The organism is Sporosarcina sp. SAFN-015, assembly GCF_059415085.1.
In genome coordinates this window covers 286824-303516 of sequence record NZ_JBPFDR010000002.1, presented here as the reverse complement: position 1 = coordinate 303516, position 16693 = coordinate 286824, and the positions used below count along the sequence as shown (strand labels likewise).

Annotated in this window: 16 protein-coding genes and 2 other annotated features (1 of these 18 running past the window's edge); all 16 genes read right to left on the bottom strand. The window is 46.1% G+C overall.

The window, feature by feature from the left end:
• Positions 1 to 101: 101 nt before the first annotated feature.
• Positions 102 to 3695: a DNA-directed RNA polymerase subunit beta' gene (gene rpoC, locus ACR65H_RS04480; RefSeq protein ID WP_440498983.1), complete on the bottom strand. Its 3594-nt coding sequence runs from the start codon at positions 3693 to 3695 to the stop codon at positions 102 to 104.
• A 111-nt stretch (positions 3696 to 3806) separates the two neighbouring features.
• On the bottom strand, positions 3807 to 7343 hold the full coding sequence (rpoB, locus tag ACR65H_RS04475; protein ID WP_440498982.1) for a DNA-directed RNA polymerase subunit beta: 3537 nt from the start codon (positions 7341 to 7343) through the stop codon (positions 3807 to 3809).
• A 213-nt stretch (positions 7344 to 7556) separates the two neighbouring features.
• A complete protein-coding gene (locus ACR65H_RS04470; protein WP_440498981.1) occupies positions 7557 to 8165 on the bottom strand; it encodes a class I SAM-dependent methyltransferase in 609 nt (202 codons plus the stop codon).
• A gap of 135 nt (positions 8166 to 8300) precedes the next feature.
• Positions 8301 to 8666 (bottom strand): 50S ribosomal protein L7/L12, encoded by a 366-nt coding sequence (gene rplL, locus ACR65H_RS04465; RefSeq protein WP_440498980.1) that lies wholly within the window; start codon positions 8664 to 8666, stop codon positions 8301 to 8303.
• 76 nt (positions 8667 to 8742) lie between these two features.
• Complete coding sequence (gene rplJ / locus ACR65H_RS04460) at positions 8743 to 9243, bottom strand: 50S ribosomal protein L10 (protein ID WP_440498979.1); 501 nt, start codon at positions 9241 to 9243, stop codon at positions 8743 to 8745.
• Between the two features lie 32 nt (positions 9244 to 9275).
• Positions 9276 to 9422: a sequence feature (ribosomal protein L10 leader region), on the bottom strand.
• 46 nt (positions 9423 to 9468) lie between these two features.
• On the bottom strand, positions 9469 to 10167 hold the full coding sequence (gene rplA / locus ACR65H_RS04455; RefSeq protein WP_440498978.1) for a 50S ribosomal protein L1: 699 nt from the start codon (positions 10165 to 10167) through the stop codon (positions 9469 to 9471).
• A 117-nt stretch (positions 10168 to 10284) separates the two neighbouring features.
• Positions 10285 to 10710 (bottom strand): 50S ribosomal protein L11, encoded by a 426-nt coding sequence (rplK, locus tag ACR65H_RS04450; protein WP_060203386.1) that lies wholly within the window; start codon positions 10708 to 10710, stop codon positions 10285 to 10287.
• 171 nt (positions 10711 to 10881) lie between these two features.
• The gene (nusG, locus tag ACR65H_RS04445; protein ID WP_440498977.1) at positions 10882 to 11415 is read right to left on the bottom strand and encodes a transcription termination/antitermination protein NusG; all 534 of its coding nucleotides are present in this window, start codon (positions 11413 to 11415) and stop codon (positions 10882 to 10884) included.
• 175 nt (positions 11416 to 11590) lie between these two features.
• Positions 11591 to 11776: a preprotein translocase subunit SecE gene (secE, locus tag ACR65H_RS04440; RefSeq protein ID WP_413054657.1), complete on the bottom strand. Its 186-nt coding sequence runs from the start codon at positions 11774 to 11776 to the stop codon at positions 11591 to 11593.
• A 39-nt stretch (positions 11777 to 11815) separates the two neighbouring features.
• Positions 11816 to 11965, bottom strand: a complete 150-nt coding sequence (gene rpmG, locus ACR65H_RS04435) for a 50S ribosomal protein L33 (protein ID WP_440498976.1) — start codon at positions 11963 to 11965, stop codon at positions 11816 to 11818.
• Between the two features lie 132 nt (positions 11966 to 12097).
• Positions 12098 to 12748, bottom strand: a complete 651-nt coding sequence (sigH, locus tag ACR65H_RS04430) for an RNA polymerase sporulation sigma factor SigH (RefSeq protein ID WP_440498975.1) — start codon at positions 12746 to 12748, stop codon at positions 12098 to 12100.
• 69 nt (positions 12749 to 12817) lie between these two features.
• A complete protein-coding gene (locus tag ACR65H_RS04425; RefSeq protein ID WP_440498974.1) occupies positions 12818 to 13333 on the bottom strand; it encodes an NYN domain-containing protein in 516 nt (171 codons plus the stop codon).
• The gene (gene rlmB / locus ACR65H_RS04420) at positions 13330 to 14088 is read right to left on the bottom strand and encodes a 23S rRNA (guanosine(2251)-2'-O)-methyltransferase RlmB (protein ID WP_440498973.1); all 759 of its coding nucleotides are present in this window, start codon (positions 14086 to 14088) and stop codon (positions 13330 to 13332) included. The genes ACR65H_RS04425 and rlmB overlap by 4 nt, the downstream gene beginning before the upstream one ends.
• The gene (locus tag ACR65H_RS04415) at positions 14085 to 14516 is read right to left on the bottom strand and encodes a Mini-ribonuclease 3 (protein WP_440498972.1); all 432 of its coding nucleotides are present in this window, start codon (positions 14514 to 14516) and stop codon (positions 14085 to 14087) included. Before ACR65H_RS04415 ends, rlmB begins: the two co-directional genes overlap by 4 nt.
• Positions 14513 to 15910 (bottom strand): cysteine--tRNA ligase, encoded by a 1398-nt coding sequence (gene cysS, locus ACR65H_RS04410; RefSeq protein WP_440498971.1) that lies wholly within the window; start codon positions 15908 to 15910, stop codon positions 14513 to 14515. The genes ACR65H_RS04415 and cysS overlap by 4 nt, the downstream gene beginning before the upstream one ends.
• The gene (gene cysE, locus ACR65H_RS04405) at positions 15891 to 16559 is read right to left on the bottom strand and encodes a serine O-acetyltransferase (protein WP_440498970.1); all 669 of its coding nucleotides are present in this window, start codon (positions 16557 to 16559) and stop codon (positions 15891 to 15893) included. The genes cysS and cysE overlap by 20 nt, the downstream gene beginning before the upstream one ends.
• Before the next feature lie 63 nt (positions 16560 to 16622).
• Positions 16623 to 16693: a binding site (T-box leader), on the bottom strand; it runs 150 nt beyond the window's last position.

The window sequence follows — 16693 nt, the reverse complement described above, 5'->3', positions numbered from 1 at the left end:
TTCAACTATCAACCTTTTGTATATTATCATCTGGAAAGAAACATGTCAACAATAAATAAAAAATGGGGAGAGGATTTTTCTCTCCCCATTTCAATTATTGTTTATTCTACAACTGCTGCTGTCGCCTCTTCATCTTGTTCCATTTGAATTTGACGATAGCGTTGCATGCCTGTTCCAGCCGGAACTAGTTTACCGATGATGACATTCTCCTTCAATCCTAGCAACTCATCCGTTTTGCCTTTGATCGCTGCATCTGTCAAGACGCGAGTCGTTTCTTGGAAAGAGGCTGCTGATAGGAAGGATTCCGTCTCAAGCGATGCTTTTGTAATACCGAGAATGACTGGACGTGATGTAGCTGGTACTCTTCCGCTCTTCAACACTTCAGCATTCGCTTCGGAGAATTGGTGGATATCGAGCAGCGAGCCTGGAAGAAGATCCGTGTCGCCAGCCTCGATGACACGCACTTTGCGAAGCATTTGGCGAACCATTACTTCAACGTGCTTATCCCCGATTTCAACACCTTGCATACGGTATACTTTTTGAACTTCTTTAAGAAGGTATTCTTGTACAGTGGCTACGTCTTTAACGATGATTAATTCTTTCGGGTCGATGGAACCTTCAGTAATGCTATCTCCACGATCGATAGAATCGCCAATTTGCACTTTCAAGCGGGCATTATATGGCGCGAGATACTTGCGCGTCTCGACTTCCCCTTGAATCGTAATTTCCTTCTGTCCTTCCCGGATTTCATCAATCTCAGTGATCTCACCTTTGATTTCAGAAATGACCGCTTGCCCTTTCGGATTACGGGCTTCAAAAATCTCTTGGATACGTGGGAGACCGGACGTGATGTCATCCCCGGCAACCCCACCTGTATGGAATGTACGCATCGTAAGCTGTGTACCAGGCTCACCGATCGATTGCGCAGCAATGATACCGACTGCTTCGCCGACTTCGACCGCTTCGCCTGTCGCAAGGTTGATGCCGTAACATTTCTTACAAATACCATGTTTTGTATTACAAGTGAACGCAGAGCGGATCGTAACCGATTCAATGCCAGCATTTACGATTGCATTTGCAAGATCAGCAGTGACAAGACCATCTTTCGGAACAATCACTTCACCCGTTTCCGGATGACGGATCGTCTTCTTCGTATGACGGCCTTCGATTCGCTCTTCCAACGTTTCTATGACTTCAGTCCCTTCGGTAAGAGCAGAGATAAGTAGACCTCTGTCTGTTCCGCAATCATCTTCACGTACGATGACATCTTGTGCAACGTCTACAAGACGGCGTGTCAAGTAACCGGAGTCGGCAGTTTTCAATGCTGTATCCGCGAGACCTTTACGAGCACCATGCGTGGAAATGAAGTACTCGAGTACGGTTAAACCTTCACGGAAGGAAGATTTGATCGGCAACTCGATGATTCGACCAGCCGGGTTGGCCATCAAGCCCCGCATTCCTGCGAGCTGCGTGAAGTTGGACGCGTTACCACGGGCACCTGAGTCACTCATCATGTAAATAGGGTTTGTATTTTCAAGTGAGTCCATCAGTTTATCCTGAATGATGTCCTTCGCATTGCTCCAGTAGGAAATGACACGGTCATAACGCTCTTCTTCCGTAATCAAACCACGGCGGAATTGCTGCGTCACTTTATCCACTTTATCTTGAGCTTCTTGCAAAATTTCATCTTTGTTCGGCAATACGACGATATCCGAGATACCGACTGTGATGCCTGCACGAGTTGAATATTTGAAACCTAGGTTTTTCATGCGGTCCAACATTCTTGAAGTTTCCGTAATATGGAACTTCTTGAAGATTTCCGCGATGATATTGCCGAGGATTTTTTTACGGAATGGAAGAACAATCTCCGCATTTTTAATATGCTCTCTAACATCTACCGTACCTTCGATGAAGTATTTATCCGGCGTTTCAATTTGCAAGTTATGATTCGTCGGCTCATTGATGTACGGGAATGTTTCGGGAAGGATTTCATTAAAGATAAGTTTCCCGACTGTTGTTAATAAAAGCTTGCTGTTCTGTTCTTCTGTGAATGTTGGATTGTTCAGCGTACCAGCTTGGATAGCGATTCTCGTATGCAGATGGACATGGCCTGTTTGATATGCAATCAGTGCCTCGTTCATATTGCTGAAGATTGCTCCCTCGCCGATGGAACCTGCTCTTTCCAACGTAAGGTAGTAGTTACCCAACACCATATCTTGAGATGGAGTAACAACCGGTTTTCCATCTTTCGGGTTCAAGATGTTTTGCGCGGCAAGCATAAGTAGACGCGCCTCAGCTTGAGCCTCTGCCGAAAGTGGAACGTGTACAGCCATTTGGTCTCCGTCAAAGTCGGCGTTATATGCTGTACATACGAGTGGATGCAGCTGGATGGCACGGCCTTCCACCAACATCGGCTCGAATGCCTGGATACCAAGTCTATGAAGAGTAGGAGCTCGGTTTAGTAAAACCGGATGCTCTCTAATGACGTCTTCGAGGACGTCCCACACTTCGGAATGCAAACGTTCAATTTTACGTTTCGCGCTCTTAATATTATGCGCAAGTCCGCGTTCGACCAATTCTTTCATAACGAAAGGCTTGAACAATTCAATAGCCATCTCTTTCGGGAGGCCGCATTGATACATTTTCAAGTTTGGCCCAACAACGATTACCGAACGGCCGGAATAATCGACCCGTTTACCCAATAGGTTTTGACGGAAGCGACCTTGCTTCCCTTTCAACATATGGGAGAGGGATTTCAACGGACGATTCCCTGGTCCTGTAACCGGTCGTCCGCGTCGACCGTTATCTACGAGCGCGTCGACGGCTTCCTGCAACATACGCTTTTCATTCTGAACGATGATGCCAGGTGCACCAAGGTCAAGAAGTCGCTTCAACCGATTGTTACGGTTAATGACTCTTCGGTAAAGATCGTTCAAGTCGGATGTCGCAAAACGGCCGCCGTCCAACTGTACCATTGGGCGCAATTCTGGAGGAATGACCGGCAACACTTCAAGAACCATCCATTCTGGACGATTTCCGGAGTTACGGAAAGACTCGACAACTTCCAAGCGTCTGATCGCACGAGTACGACGTTGACCTTGCACTGTCTTCAACTCTTCTTTCAACATTTCCGTTTCTTTATCCAAATCGATTGCCATTAGTAGCTGTTCAATTGCTTCAGCACCCATAAGCGCTTGGAATTTTGAGCCGTACTTTTCACGGTACAATCTGAATTCCTTTTCAGAGAGCAATTGTTTCCGTTCTAGCGGTGTGTCCGCAGGATCGATAACTACATAAGACGCGAAATAAATGATTTCTTCCAACGCGCGTGGCGTCATGTCGAGAATAAGGCCCATTCTGCTTGGGATGCCTTTGAAATACCAAATGTGAGTGACCGGCGCTGCTAGCTCGATATGCCCCATACGTTCACGGCGAACTTTTTGCCTAGTTACTTCAACACCGCATCGATCACAGACGACACCTTTGTAACGGACGCGCTTATATTTACCACAATGACATTCCCAGTCTTTTGTAGGTCCGAAGATCCGTTCACAGAACAGACCGTCTTTCTCGGGCTTCAATGTACGATAGTTGATCGTTTCGGGTTTTTTCACTTCACCGTAAGACCAAGAACGAATCTTATCCGGTGAAGCAAGGCCGATTTTCATATACTCAAAATTATTTACATCTATCAAGGAGCCTACCTCCCTCTTATCTTATCTCCGCGATGGACTCTCATCATTATCGTTTAAAAATAGAGGAGCGTATAACAGCTCCCCTATCCAATTGTATAAATTATTACTTTATCAGACCTCTTCAGCCATCAGATTCAATGCATCTGTCGGTTGCATATCATCGTCGTCATCGAGATCACGCATTTCGATTTCCTCGAATTCTTCCGTCAGCATCTTAACGTCTAAACCAAGGCTCTGAAGTTCTTTGATCAATACTTTGAACGATTCAGGCACACCTGGTTGAGGAACGCTTTGACCTTTGACGATTGCTTCATATGTTTTCACACGGCCGACAACATCATCCGACTTGACAGTAAGGATTTCTTGCAATGTATAAGCTGCACCATAAGCCTCGAGCGCCCAAACTTCCATCTCCCCGAAACGTTGTCCGCCGAATTGGGCTTTCCCTCCGAGCGGCTGCTGCGTAACGAGCGAGTATGGTCCAGTCGACCGAGCGTGTAGCTTGTCGTCGACCATATGCGCGAGTTTTATCAAGTACATGACACCAACGGATACACGGCTATCAAACGGTTCGCCTGAACGGCCATCGTAAAGGATCGTCTTACCATCACGATTCATGCCGGCTTCTTCCATCGTCGTCCAAACGTCTTCTTCATTCGCTCCGTCAAATACCGGCGAAGCCATATGAACGCCTAGATTCCGTGCAGCCATTCCCAAGTGCATTTCCAATACCTGTCCGATGTTCATACGAGACGGTACACCAAGTGGGTTCAACATGACATCAATCGGTGTTCCGTCTGGAAGGTATGGCATATCAGATTCAGGCAAGATACGGGAGATTACCCCTTTGTTACCGTGACGTCCAGCCATTTTATCCCCGACGGAGATTTTACGTTTTTGTACGATATACGCGCGAACGAGCTGGTTGACACCCGGTGGCAATTCGTCACCGTCTTCACGGTTGAACACTTTCACGTCAAGGACGATTCCGCCTGCACCGTGAGGAACTCGTAAAGATGTATCGCGCACTTCACGTGCTTTTTCGCCGAAGATTGCATGAAGGAGTCTTTCCTCAGCTGTCAGTTCAGTAACCCCTTTAGGTGTCACTTTTCCGACGAGGATGTCGCCATCGCGAACTTCTGCACCGACCCGGATGATACCGCGGTCGTCAAGGTTGCGAAGAGCTTCTTCACCGACGTTCGGGATGTCCCTTGTAATCTCTTCAGGTCCAAGTTTCGTATCCCGAGCTTCCGACTCATATTCTTCGATATGAATTGATGTGAATACGTCATCCTTCACGAGACGTTCGCTCATGATGATCGCATCTTCATAGTTATAGCCGTCCCACGTCATGAAAGCTGTGAGGACGTTCCGGCCCAAAGCGAGTTCCCCTTGATCCATCGAAGGACCGTCAGCAAGGATATCGCGTGGTTTCACACGGTCACCGACACTGACAATCGGACGTTGGTTATAGCAAGTCCCTTGGTTGGAGCGGATAAAGTTCTCAAGTTTATAAATCGTCAAATCGCCTTTGACTTCTTTGTCATCCACAGTCTCAATGCGACGAATACGAATTTCTTTCGCTTCGACGTGTTCAACGATACCGTGGTATTTAGCGATTACTGCAGCACCGGAGTCACGCGCTGAAACGTGTTCCATCCCTGTACCGACAAACGGAGCTTCAGGGTTCAACAAAGGTACAGCTTGGCGTTGCATGTTCGCTCCCATGAGGGCACGGTTGGAGTCATCGTTTTCAAGGAATGGGATACAAGCAGTCGCCGCAGATACAACTTGTTTTGGAGATACGTCCATATAGTCAATCTGCTCACGCTTGAATACTGTGTTATCCCCTTGGAAACGACCGACGACTTCCTCGTTCACGTAGGAACCATCTTCGTTGAGCGGCGCGTTCGCCTGTGCAACGACATAGTTATCCTCGATATCTGCAGTTAAGTAATCGATTTGGTGAGTGACGCGTCCAGTTTCAGGGTCAACCTTCCGATAAGGCGTTTCAATGAAACCGAATTTATTTACTCTTGCAAACGTCGAAAGGGAGTTGATCAATCCGATGTTCGGACCTTCCGGCGTTTCAATCGGACACATACGTCCATAGTGGGAATAGTGGACGTCACGGACTTCCATTCCCGCACGTTTCCTAGTCAATCCACCAGGCCCGAGCGCAGACAGACGTCGCTTATGCGTCAATTCGGCAAGCGGATTCGTCTGATCCATGAATTGAGATAGCTGCGAACTGCCAAAGAATTCTTTGATAGAAGCGATAACCGGTCTGATATTAATCAATTGTTGAGGCACGATCGATTGAGTGTCATTGATGGACATACGTTCTTTAACGACACGTTCCATACGAGATAGACCGATACGGAATTGATTTTGCAGCAACTCGCCGACTGAACGCAGACGACGATTTCCGAGATGGTCGATATCATCCGTATTTCCAACTCCATGAAGCAAGTTGAAGAAATAGCTGATGGACGCAACAATATCAGCTGGAGTGACATGTTTCACAGACTCGTCGATGCTCGCATTCGAGATGACATTGATGACTTGCTTCTCTTCACTCTTCGGAGCATAGATTTTGATTGTTTGGATTGTAATGTCGTCTTCCAAAACGCCGCCGATATGCGACAATTCTTGGATGCCAACGCCTTTTTCAAGATGCGGCAAGAGACGGTCCAATGTTCTACGATCGATCAGTTGATCCTTCTCAAGTAAAATTTCACCTGTTTCAGGGTCTGCAAGTGTTTCTGCAACCGTTTGATTGAAGAGACGGTTTTGCAGATGAAGCTTTTTATTCATTTTATAACGGCCGACATTCGCCAAATCGTATCTTTTTGGGTCGAAGAAGCGGGGATATAGCAGGCTCTTCGCGCTATCCAGTGTCGGTGGTTCGCCGGGACGTAGACGCTCATAGATTTCGAGCAATGCCTTTTCCGACGTTTCCGTATTATCTTTTTCAAGCGTATTGCGCAAGTACTCGTTATCACCGATCAAATCAATGATCTCTTGATCTGTCGAGAATCCAAGTGCACGTAGAAGAACTGTGATCGGCAATTTACGGGTACGATCGATCCGGACATGGACCACATCTTTTGCATCAGTCTCATACTCGAGCCATGCACCGCGGTTCGGAATGACAGTCGCCGCAAAGCCGCGCTTCCCATTCTTGTCCGTCTTATCATTGAAGTAGACGCTCGGGGATCGAACGAGCTGTGATACGATAACCCGTTCCGCACCGTTAATAATGAACGTTCCGTTCTCAGTCATAAGCGGGAAGTCGCCCATGAAAACGTCCTGTTCCTTCACTTCTTCTGTTTCCTTGTTATGCAAGCGCACTTTTACGCGGAGCGGCGCTGCATACGTAACGTCACGCTCTTTTGATTCATCAACAGGGTATTTCGGTTCACCAAGTTGATAATCAATGAATTCCAACGAAAGATTACCTGTGAAATCCTGGATCGGAGAAATATCGCGGAACATTTCCCGCAATCCTTCTTCCAAGAACCACTCGTAAGATGCCGTCTGGATTTCAATCAAATTCGGCAGCTCGAGAACTTCATTGATCCGCGCGAAACTTCTGCGCTGACGGTGTTGACCATACTGAACTAAATGACCTGTCAACTCTTTCACCCCTCAAAACAATATTAGTCCTTTGCGAAATCATAAAAATAGTGTATGATATCGAAAAAACAAAAAGAAAACGAGTTCTGGCAAGAGCTCATTTTCGGTTTAACAATCTTTTATCCATTGCCAGTATGCCTTAGATTTCCAAAACTTATGCAAAAGGGCACACGACCGCATTATATTATTTATGCATTTTACAATACTAGCACAACAAAACTCTCAGGTCAAGGTTTTTTTGGCTTTAAGTATGAAATATCCTTTTTTCTTTTCCACGGTTTCGACATTTCCGAAAATCTCCGTCAAATGCGCCATCGTAGAAGGAGCACCTTGCTTCTTCTGAATGACGACCCACAGTTCTCCACCGAAAGCCAATTTGGAAAAAGCACCGTCATAGATTTTGAACACCGTCTCTTTTCCTGCCCGGATCGGCGGGTTCGTCAATATTGCAGCGAAGCCATCCGCCTCTACAGCCGACAATGCATCGCTTGCGTAAACAGACACATTTCGAATGCCGTTCAGTTCAGCATTTTCATTTGCAAGAGCCATTGCTCTTTCGTTGACATCGACCATTTGAATGTTCCGATCCGGAAAAGATGCGGCGATCGATAATCCGATAGGTCCATATCCACAGCCAACATCTAGCACATCACCTGCAACAGTAGGCAATGTGAAAGCTTCCGCTAACAGGCGAGAACCAAAATCCACTTCCCCTTTGCTGAATACACCCGCATCCGTTTTGAAACGCAGACGGTTGTTGCGCAATGTCGCTTGCCATTCCTTCGGATCACTTTTCACTGTCGGATTTTTAGAGTAGTAATGTTCGGACATAATGATCCTCCTTCCTTCCGAAAGGTTACCCATTTATTTTTCTTTTTAAATATAAGATTAAAAGCCGTCATTTAGATAAAAAAACGAAGAAAAGCCCGTCCAAATTCGACGAGCCTTCCTTCATTTATCGAGAAATTACTTAACTTCTACGCCAGCGCCAACTTCTTCAAGTTTAGCTTTCATTTCTTCAGCTTCTTCTTTAGCAACGCCTTCTTTAAGTGCTTTTGGAGCGTTATCAACTAGTTCTTTCGCTTCTTTCAAGCCTAGGCCAGTAAGTTCGCGAACGACTTTGATAACTTTAATTTTTTGGTCTCCTGCAGATGCAAGAACTACGTCAAATTCAGTTTGCTCAGCAGCAGCTTCACCAGCACCTGCTCCGCCCATCATTGCAACTGGAGCTGCAGCAGTTACGCCGAATTCTTCTTCGATAGCTTTTACAAGGTCATTCAATTCAAGAACTGTCATTTCTTTAATCGCGTCAAGGATTTGTTCTTTAGTCATTATATGTTCCTCCTAAATAGGTTTTGTTTTGTCGGGGATTACCCCGCATATTTTCGTTCAGGCTGCTTGAGTAAACTTAAGCGCCTTGTTCCTCTTTTTGCTCTGCAACAGCTTTCGTTGCAAGCGCGAAGTTGCGCATTGGAGCTTGTAGAACGCTGAGTAGCATAGAAAGAAGTCCTTCGCGGGATGGAAGATCCGCCAATGCTTTAATATCTTCAACAGAAGCGATATTTCCTTCAATCACACCTGCTTTGATTTCAAGCTTGTCGTTCTTCTTAGCGAAGTCGTTAAGGATTTTAGCAGGAGCAACAACGTCTTCAGTAGAGAACGCGATTGCATTCGGACCTACCAAATGCTCATTCAACCCTTCAAGTCCAGCTGTTTCAGCAGCACGGCGCGACATTGAGTTTTTGTAAACTTTGAAGTCGATGCCTGCTTCACGAAGCTGTTTACGAAGTTCCGTAACTTGGCTCACGTTAAGACCACGATAGTCAACTACGACAACGGAAACTGCTGATTGCAATTTGCCTGAGATCTCTTCAACTACCGCTTGTTTAGCTTCTAATACTTTGCTCATCTTGACACCTCCTGTAAGAATTCGGGTCATTCATACCGATATGAAAAGCCCTCGCAATCCACAAAGTAGACCACGAGGGCAGAAAAGTCGTCATCTTTAACATAAAGAGCGTCTTGTCCTCGGCAGGATGATTAAGCTTTAAAAGCCCCTGCTGTCTACGGTACAAATGATTTAGTTTACAACAAACGAAATCTTACTATAAGATTTCAAGCTTGTCAATGTTTTTTATTTAATAACTACAGACGATGGATCAATTTTGACCGCAGGACCCATTGTAGTCGTAACGTTCACTGACTTCATGTAAGTTCCTTTTGCTGCAGCTGGTTTAGCTTTTTGGATCGTTTCAAAAACAGTTTTGAAGTTTTCTTCAAGCTTTTCGTTGTCGAAAGAAGCTTTTCCGATTGGAGCGTGGATAATACCAGCTTTGTCCGCACGGTATTCAACTTTACCTGCTTTGATTTCTGCAACAGCTTTAGCAACATCAAATGTTACTGTACCTGTTTTAGGGTTTGGCATTAAGCCTTTTGGTCCCAATACGCGACCGATTTTACCAACTTCGCCCATCATGTCCGGAGTTGCAACGATAACGTCGAAATCGAACCAGCCTTGTTGGATTTTAGTGATGTACTCTGCATCGCCTGCAAAGTCTGCACCTGCAGCTTCCGCTTCTTTCAATTTTTCGCCTTTAGCGAAAACGAGAACGCGTTGAGTTTTACCAGTTCCGTTTGGAAGCACAACAGCTCCACGGATTTGCTGGTCGTTTTTACGAGTGTCGATTCCTAGACGGAACGCGACTTCGACAGTTGCATCGAAGTTGACTGTGCTTGTTTTCTTTGCAAGCTCAATCGCTTCTTTCAAGTCATACACTTGCGTGCGATCTACTAGCTTCGCCGCTTCAGTGAACTTTTTACCTCTTTTAGCCATTAAAATTTCCTCCTCGTTTGTGGTTTTAACGGATTGAACCTCCCACGAATAAGGGTTGCGTGTTCCAAGGAACAATCGCAACCCCCACTACAAAGAACCGCGTTTGGTTTATCGCGATCAGTCTTCGATCGTGATTCCCATACTGCGAGCAGTACCTTCAACCATTGCCATCGCCGCTTCAACCGATGCTGCGTTTAGATCCTGCATCTTTTGTTCTGCAATTTCGCGAACTTTATCACGTTTTACAGTAGCTACTTTCTTCTTGTTAGGTTCACCTGAACCTTTTTGAAGATTAGCTGCAACTTTCAGCAATACTGCTGCTGGTGGAGTTTTTGTAATAAAAGTGAATGAACGGTCCTCAAATACAGTTATTTCAACAGGAATGATTAAGCCTGCTTGATCTGCTGTACGTGCGTTGAAATCTTTACAGAATCCCATGATGTTGACACCTGCTTGACCTAGTGCCGGTCCAACTGGTGGAGCTGGGTTAGCTTTACCTGCAGGGATTTGCAATTTTACGATTTTGGTTACTTTTTTAGCCACGAGACACACCTCCTTAAGTCCGTGATGTGGTAATTGGGTTGCCCCTCCCACTCAATATGTGCCTGCCGGTTTCACCCGGTAGAATTTGGTTAATCCGCCCAGCCTGTACTGTTTACAGTCTGACCTTTGAAATGATACCACTATTATGCTCTTCTTGCAAGTGGTAATCTCTTATATTTTTTCAACTTGTCCAAAGTCAAGTTCCATAATTGTTTCTCTGCCGAACATATCGACGGAAACTCGGACTTTTCCTTTGTCCTGATCGATTTCTTCCACTTTCCCTTGGAAATGAGCAAATGGTCCTTCAAGCACTTCGATCACTTCGCCAACTTCAAAGTCAGCTTCAGCTTTCCGTTCTTTAACGCCCATCTGCTTGAGGATGAAATCGACTTCTTCCGGCAAAAGCGGTGTCGGTTTCGCGCCCCCGCCTGAAGATCCGATGAAGCCTGTGACGCCAGGCGTGTTACGGACGACATACCAAGAGTCATCTGTCATGATCAGCTCCACGAGGACATATCCAGGGAATGTCTTTTTCATGACTGTCCGTTTTTTGCCGTCTTTGAAATCCGTTTCTTGCTCTTCCGGGATGACGACTCGGAATATTTTATCTTGCATTCCCATCGTCTCAACACGTTTTTCCAGGTTGGCTTTCACCTTATTTTCATAACCTGAATATGTGTGGACGACGTACCAATTTTTCTCCATTTCCATAGTAACGTAGGACTGTTGTGTCCGTCCCTCCTTTTTTCTAACTCACTAAAGTCTTTCTAATTAATTCCCCGTATATAAGCCAATTACTCTATATATTTCAGAGAAATGAAAAAACCCGTTCATGTAACAAGACGGGATATTTTTCAACAAGGATATTCACGCTGTCCTATTATAACGCAAGATACCATTCCATTACTTCTGAAATGCCCAAATCGACAAGACCAAAATAAACCGCCATGAAAACAACCGTGCTAATGACAACGATCGTATAGCGCGTCAATTCTTTTCGCTTCGGCCAGCTGACCTTCCGCATTTCAGAGACGACATCTTTTAAAAAGCCGGTTACCTTACCCATTCAATCGTAGACCTCCGAATACTAAGTATATTGCTGCAACTAGATTGTTTGTTTATGTTCTGTATGTGTATTACATTGATTGCAAAACTTCTTCACTGCGAACCGAACCGTCGTCTGTTTATTCCCCGCGGGGATAACATAGTTTCTTGACCCGCAGCGATCACAGCATAAAATCAGTTTTTTAGACATTTTTTCACCTTGGAATTCCGTCGTGCAACTATTGCCGATAGTCTAATTACATCGTCATAGTCTTGCTAAAGAGTACCACCTAATATTCATGATGTCAACACGATGGAAATTGTTTGGCAACCTTTGCAAGCCTCAATGGACGACATCCAGCTGCATATGCCGTTCGAGCTTCCGTTTGATGCGTTGAAGCGCATTATCTACGGATTTGACTTGCCGATTCAATTCATCGGATATCTCCTGATAAGACTGCCCTTCCAAATAGAGTGATAGCACTTGCTTTTCCAGCCCGCTTAGCACTTTATTGATTTCCCCTTCCATATGGATGAAGTCTTCTTTGTGGATGATCAGATCTTCAGGATCATCGAGAACGGAACCTGAAATGACATCTAGTAAAGTGCGATCGGATTCCTCGTCGAACACAGGCTTGTCCAAAGATACTGACGTATTCAGCGGAATGTGTTTTTGTCTCGTTGCCGTCTTGATAGCTGTAATGATTTGCCTTGTGATGCATAATTCCGCAAATGCCCGGAACGAAGCAAGACGATCCATCCTGAAGTCACGGATTGCTTTATAAAGACCAATCATTCCTTCCTGAATGATATCTTCCCGATCGCCGCCCATCATGAAATATGAGCGCGCTTTCATTTTTACGAAAGATTGATATTTGGTAATAAGGAAATCAAGCGCGTCCGTGCTGCCCTCATGGATACGAACTAAAAGCTCTTCATCGGATAGCCCGGTGAAATCAGTAATACCCCCCTGAACGTATACATTTCCCGCCAATCACCACACCCCGATTCGTTATTGCCATTTCAATCAGTATACCGTATGGAAAATTTTTGCGTCAACCGTTCATTTCATTCCTCGGCGCCATTTTTCAAATATTTCTGCCACCTCGTCGGACAATTGAATCTTCGAAAACGGTCGTTCCTCTTGGATTTCTTTCACTTTTTTCGTGATTAGTTTATCAATTTCATCCATCTCAATTTCTAGCTCACGAGCCGATTTCCGGAGTGCGCCTTGCGCAAAAATGACCCATTGCTCCGTTAAATCCGAAGTGGCAACATGAATTTGGACTTTGCGCCCACTTAATTCGGACACCATCTTTTCAATCCGCTCATCAGCGGTTTCATTTTCACGGGTGAAAACGACTTCGACTTTGTGCTTCCAATCCTTCTTTTCAATTCCCCGCATCAAGTGCGCATCGAACAGAACGATGACACGCCAGCCCGTATGCGCCTTGTATTCCGCCATTCGTTCGATAAGCCGGTCGCGGGCTTGAGCGAGGCTTTCTTGCTTCAACTTTCTCAATTCCGGCCATGCCCCGATGATGTTATAACCATCGACGAGCAATATATCTTTTTTCATGACCCAGATGTTTGGGGCTTGCGTTTACGCAACACTTCATACATGAGCAGAGAGGCGGCGACAGAGGCGTTCAGCGACGTCACGTGCCCGATCATCGGCAAATGATAAAGGAAGTCGCATTTCTCCTTCAAAATGCGGGACATTCCTTTTCCTTCGCTTCCAATGATGATAGCGAGAGGCAATGTTGCATCCATTGAACGATAGTCTTGCGAGCCTTTCGCGTCCGTTCCCGCTATCCAGACACCCGCTTTCTTCAATTCTTCCACCGTTTGAGAAAGATTGTTCACACGGACAACCGGTATGTGCTCGATAGCGCCCGTCGAAGCTTTCGCAACGACTCCCGTCAAACCAACCGAACGTCTTTTTGGAATGATGATGCCGTGTACGCCTGTCGCATCCGCCGTTCGTAAGATGGACCCTAGATTATGCGGGTCTTCCAATTCATCGAGGATGAGGAAGAACGGATCTTCTCCCCGGCTTCTTGCGAGTGCGAACAAATCATCCAACTCAGCATAGGAATAGGCGGCAACTGAGGCAATAATGCCTTGGTGGTTTACGTCAAGCATGCCATCCAGCTTCTGCTTAGGCACAGCTTGGACAATGACGCCTGATTGTTTTGCCAGCGACAAGATCTCTCCGATGCTTTTTTTATTCAATCCTTCGGCAATCCAGATCTTATTCAGTTCCCTGCCGGAACGGAGTGCTTCCACGACCGGGTTTTTACCGCCGATCAATTCCGATTCCTGATTTGTCATGATGCGCCCTCCTCTTTCGGATTTTCAATGAACTGCATTGTCTTACTGATGATTTCTTCCAGTCGTTCATTTCTGCCAAGCAAATATAAATAGCCAAGGACAGCCTCGAACCCTGAACTATAATTATACGTAACGACATCAGTATTTTTTGGAACCGAACCGGATTTCGCATTCCGCCCTCGCCGCAGGACGGCTTCCTCCTCATCGGTCAGAAAAGCCATCTCCTGCATCATTTTGACAGAGGACGCCTGGGCTTTGGCGGATACATACCGAGTAGCCTCCTTATGGAGTATGTTCGGCTTCACGCGGCCCGAGCGCAGTAAATGCTCACGGACCGCCTGCTCGTAAACCGCGTCTCCCATATAAGCTAGCGCTAATGCGTTCAGTTGCTTTACGTCGACGTCACGCAATGTATATCCGTCACTCATCCTCTTTTCCACCGCGTTCCTTGAGCAGTATCCTCCAGGATGATCCCTTTTTCCTTCAAAAGGTCCCTAATCTCGTCTGCACGGCCGAAATTCCGTTCGCGGCGGGCATTCAATCGCTCCTCGATCAACCCGTCAATTTCATCATCCAATAGCTCTTCCTCGCCGAATGGCAAGCCAAGCACTTCCATCATTCGGTCAAACGTGGAAATGAAATAAGTTAGTACGGCTGTTTGAGTGTTCTTCTCCAACAAATAAATGTTGGCAGTTTTCACAAGTTCAAAAATGGCAGCAATAGCGTTCGCAGTGTTGAAATCATCATCCATCGCAATTTCAAACTGGCGGACGACTTCATCCACTTTATGCGTCCATATATCTTGTTGGTCGCCCAAGTCAGTGGACGTGCTTAAACGGTGCTTCAAATTGTTGTACGCAGTTTGAATGCGATCCAATCCATTCGAAGCGCTCTCGACAAGCTCTTGAGAGAAGTTCACCGGGTGACGGTAATGGACGGATAGCATGAAGAAACGGAGCACTCTCGGATCGATCTGCTTACGGATGTCATGAACAAGGATGAAGTTCCCGAGTGATTTTGACATCTTTTCATTGTCGATATTAATATAGCCGTTATGCATCCAATAACGAGCAAACTGCTTCCCGGTCATCGCCTCGGACTGCGCGATTTCGTTCTCATGATGCGGGAATGTCAAATCTTGCCCGCCCGCATGGATGTCAATCGTATCGCCTAGATGCTCTCTCGCCATGACAGAGCACTCGATATGCCAACCAGGCCGCCCAGGACCCCATGGACTTTCCCAAGCGATCTCCCCTTCTTTCGCCGCTTTCCAAAGAGCGAAGTCGAGCGCATTCTCTTTAATGCCGCTTTCTTCAATACGAGCCCCTACTTTCAGCTCATCGATTGACTGGTGGGACAGTTTGCCATATCCGTCGAACTTGCGTGTCCTGTAATAGACATCTCCTTGCGCTTCATAAGCAAACCCTTTATCTACGAGCACTTGGATAAAAGCGATAATGTCGTCAATATGCTCCGTAACACGTGGATGAGCATCCGCTTTGCCGCAGCCGAGAGCTCCCACGTCTTCGAAATAAGCGTTAATGAAACGGTCAGTCAATTCTCCGACCTCTTCACCTAGTTCATTCGCCGTCTTGATGATTTTGTCATCGACATCGGTGAAGTTGGACACGTAATTGACGTCGTAGCCTCGATATTCCAAATACCGGCGAACCGTGTCAAAAACGATGACTGGCCTCGCATTGCCGATATGAATATAATTGTAGACGGTCGGCCCGCACACGTACATTTTCACTTTCCCTTCCTCTAGCGGAATGAAAGGTTCCTTTTTCCGTGTCAATGTATTATAAATTTGAATACTCATCAGTTTTCCCTTCCTTCTTCTCAAGTTCTTCAATCCGTCTTTTCAGAAATGCAATTTCATCTTCTAAGCGGTTGCATGTGTCCATGACTGGATCCGGCAAATTCCGATGGTCGTGTTTATCCTTCACCCGTACGCCGTTCGTGACGACGACTTTGCCTGGAATACCGACGACAGTTGAATCGGCAGGCACATCGATCAAAACGACCGACCCTGCCCCGATCTTGCTATTTTCACCGATTGTAATGGAACCAAGTACTTTCGCTCCTGAAGCTACAAGCACATTATTGCCAAGAGTCGGGTGGCGTTTACCTTTTTCCTTGCCTGTTCCTCCCAGCGTTACACCTTGGTACAATGTTACATCATCGCCAATTTCGCACGTCTCGCCAATGACAATCCCCATGCCGTGGTCAATAAATAGGCGTCTGCCGATCGTCGCACCCGGATGGATTTCGATGCCTGTGAAAAAGCGGCTGATCTGTGAAACGGCCCGCGCTAGAAACAGCAAGTTCTTTTTATATAACGCATGCGCTATTCTATGCGCCCACACCGCGTGGAGGCCAGAATACGTAAGCACCACCTCGAACGTGCTGCGCGCTGCAGGATCTTGTTCAAATATGCAACGGATATCTTCCTTCATCCTACGAAACACTGTTTTCGACCTCCCCTTCTTATTTTTCCGTCTCAATACAAAAAGCGCCCCTGTCCGTAATTAGACAGAGACGCATTGAATGCGCGGTTCCACTCCGCTTGAAAGGAGATTGAACCCCTTCCCGCTTGACGCCT

Excerpts from the sequence above, each read along its gene's own strand:
- ACR65H_RS04470 (WP_440498981.1), bottom strand. The coding sequence starts at position 8,165 with ATGTCCGAACATTACTACTCTAAAAATCCGACAGTGAAAAGTGATCCG.
- rplL (WP_440498980.1), bottom strand. The coding sequence starts at position 8,666 with ATGACTAAAGAACAAATCCTTGACGCGATTAAAGAAATGACAGTTCTT.
- rplJ (WP_440498979.1), bottom strand. The coding sequence starts at position 9,243 with ATGAGCAAAGTATTAGAAGCTAAACAAGCGGTAGTTGAAGAGATCTCA.
- rplA (WP_440498978.1), bottom strand. The coding sequence starts at position 10,167 with ATGGCTAAAAGAGGTAAAAAGTTCACTGAAGCGGCGAAGCTAGTAGAT.
- nusG (WP_440498977.1), bottom strand. The coding sequence starts at position 11,415 with ATGGAGAAAAATTGGTACGTCGTCCACACATATTCAGGTTATGAAAAT.
- secE (WP_413054657.1), bottom strand. The coding sequence starts at position 11,776 with ATGGGTAAGGTAACCGGCTTTTTAAAAGATGTCGTCTCTGAAATGCGG.
- rpmG (WP_440498976.1), bottom strand. The coding sequence starts at position 11,965 with ATGTCTAAAAAACTGATTTTATGCTGTGATCGCTGCGGGTCAAGAAAC.
- ACR65H_RS04425 (WP_440498974.1), bottom strand. The coding sequence starts at position 13,333 with ATGAAAAAAGATATATTGCTCGTCGATGGTTATAACATCATCGGGGCA.
- rlmB (WP_440498973.1), bottom strand. The coding sequence starts at position 14,088 with ATGACAAATCAGGAATCGGAATTGATCGGCGGTAAAAACCCGGTCGTG.
- ACR65H_RS04415 (WP_440498972.1), bottom strand. The coding sequence starts at position 14,516 with ATGAGTGACGGATATACATTGCGTGACGTCGACGTAAAGCAACTGAAC.
- cysS (WP_440498971.1), bottom strand. The coding sequence starts at position 15,910 with ATGAGTATTCAAATTTATAATACATTGACACGGAAAAAGGAACCTTTC.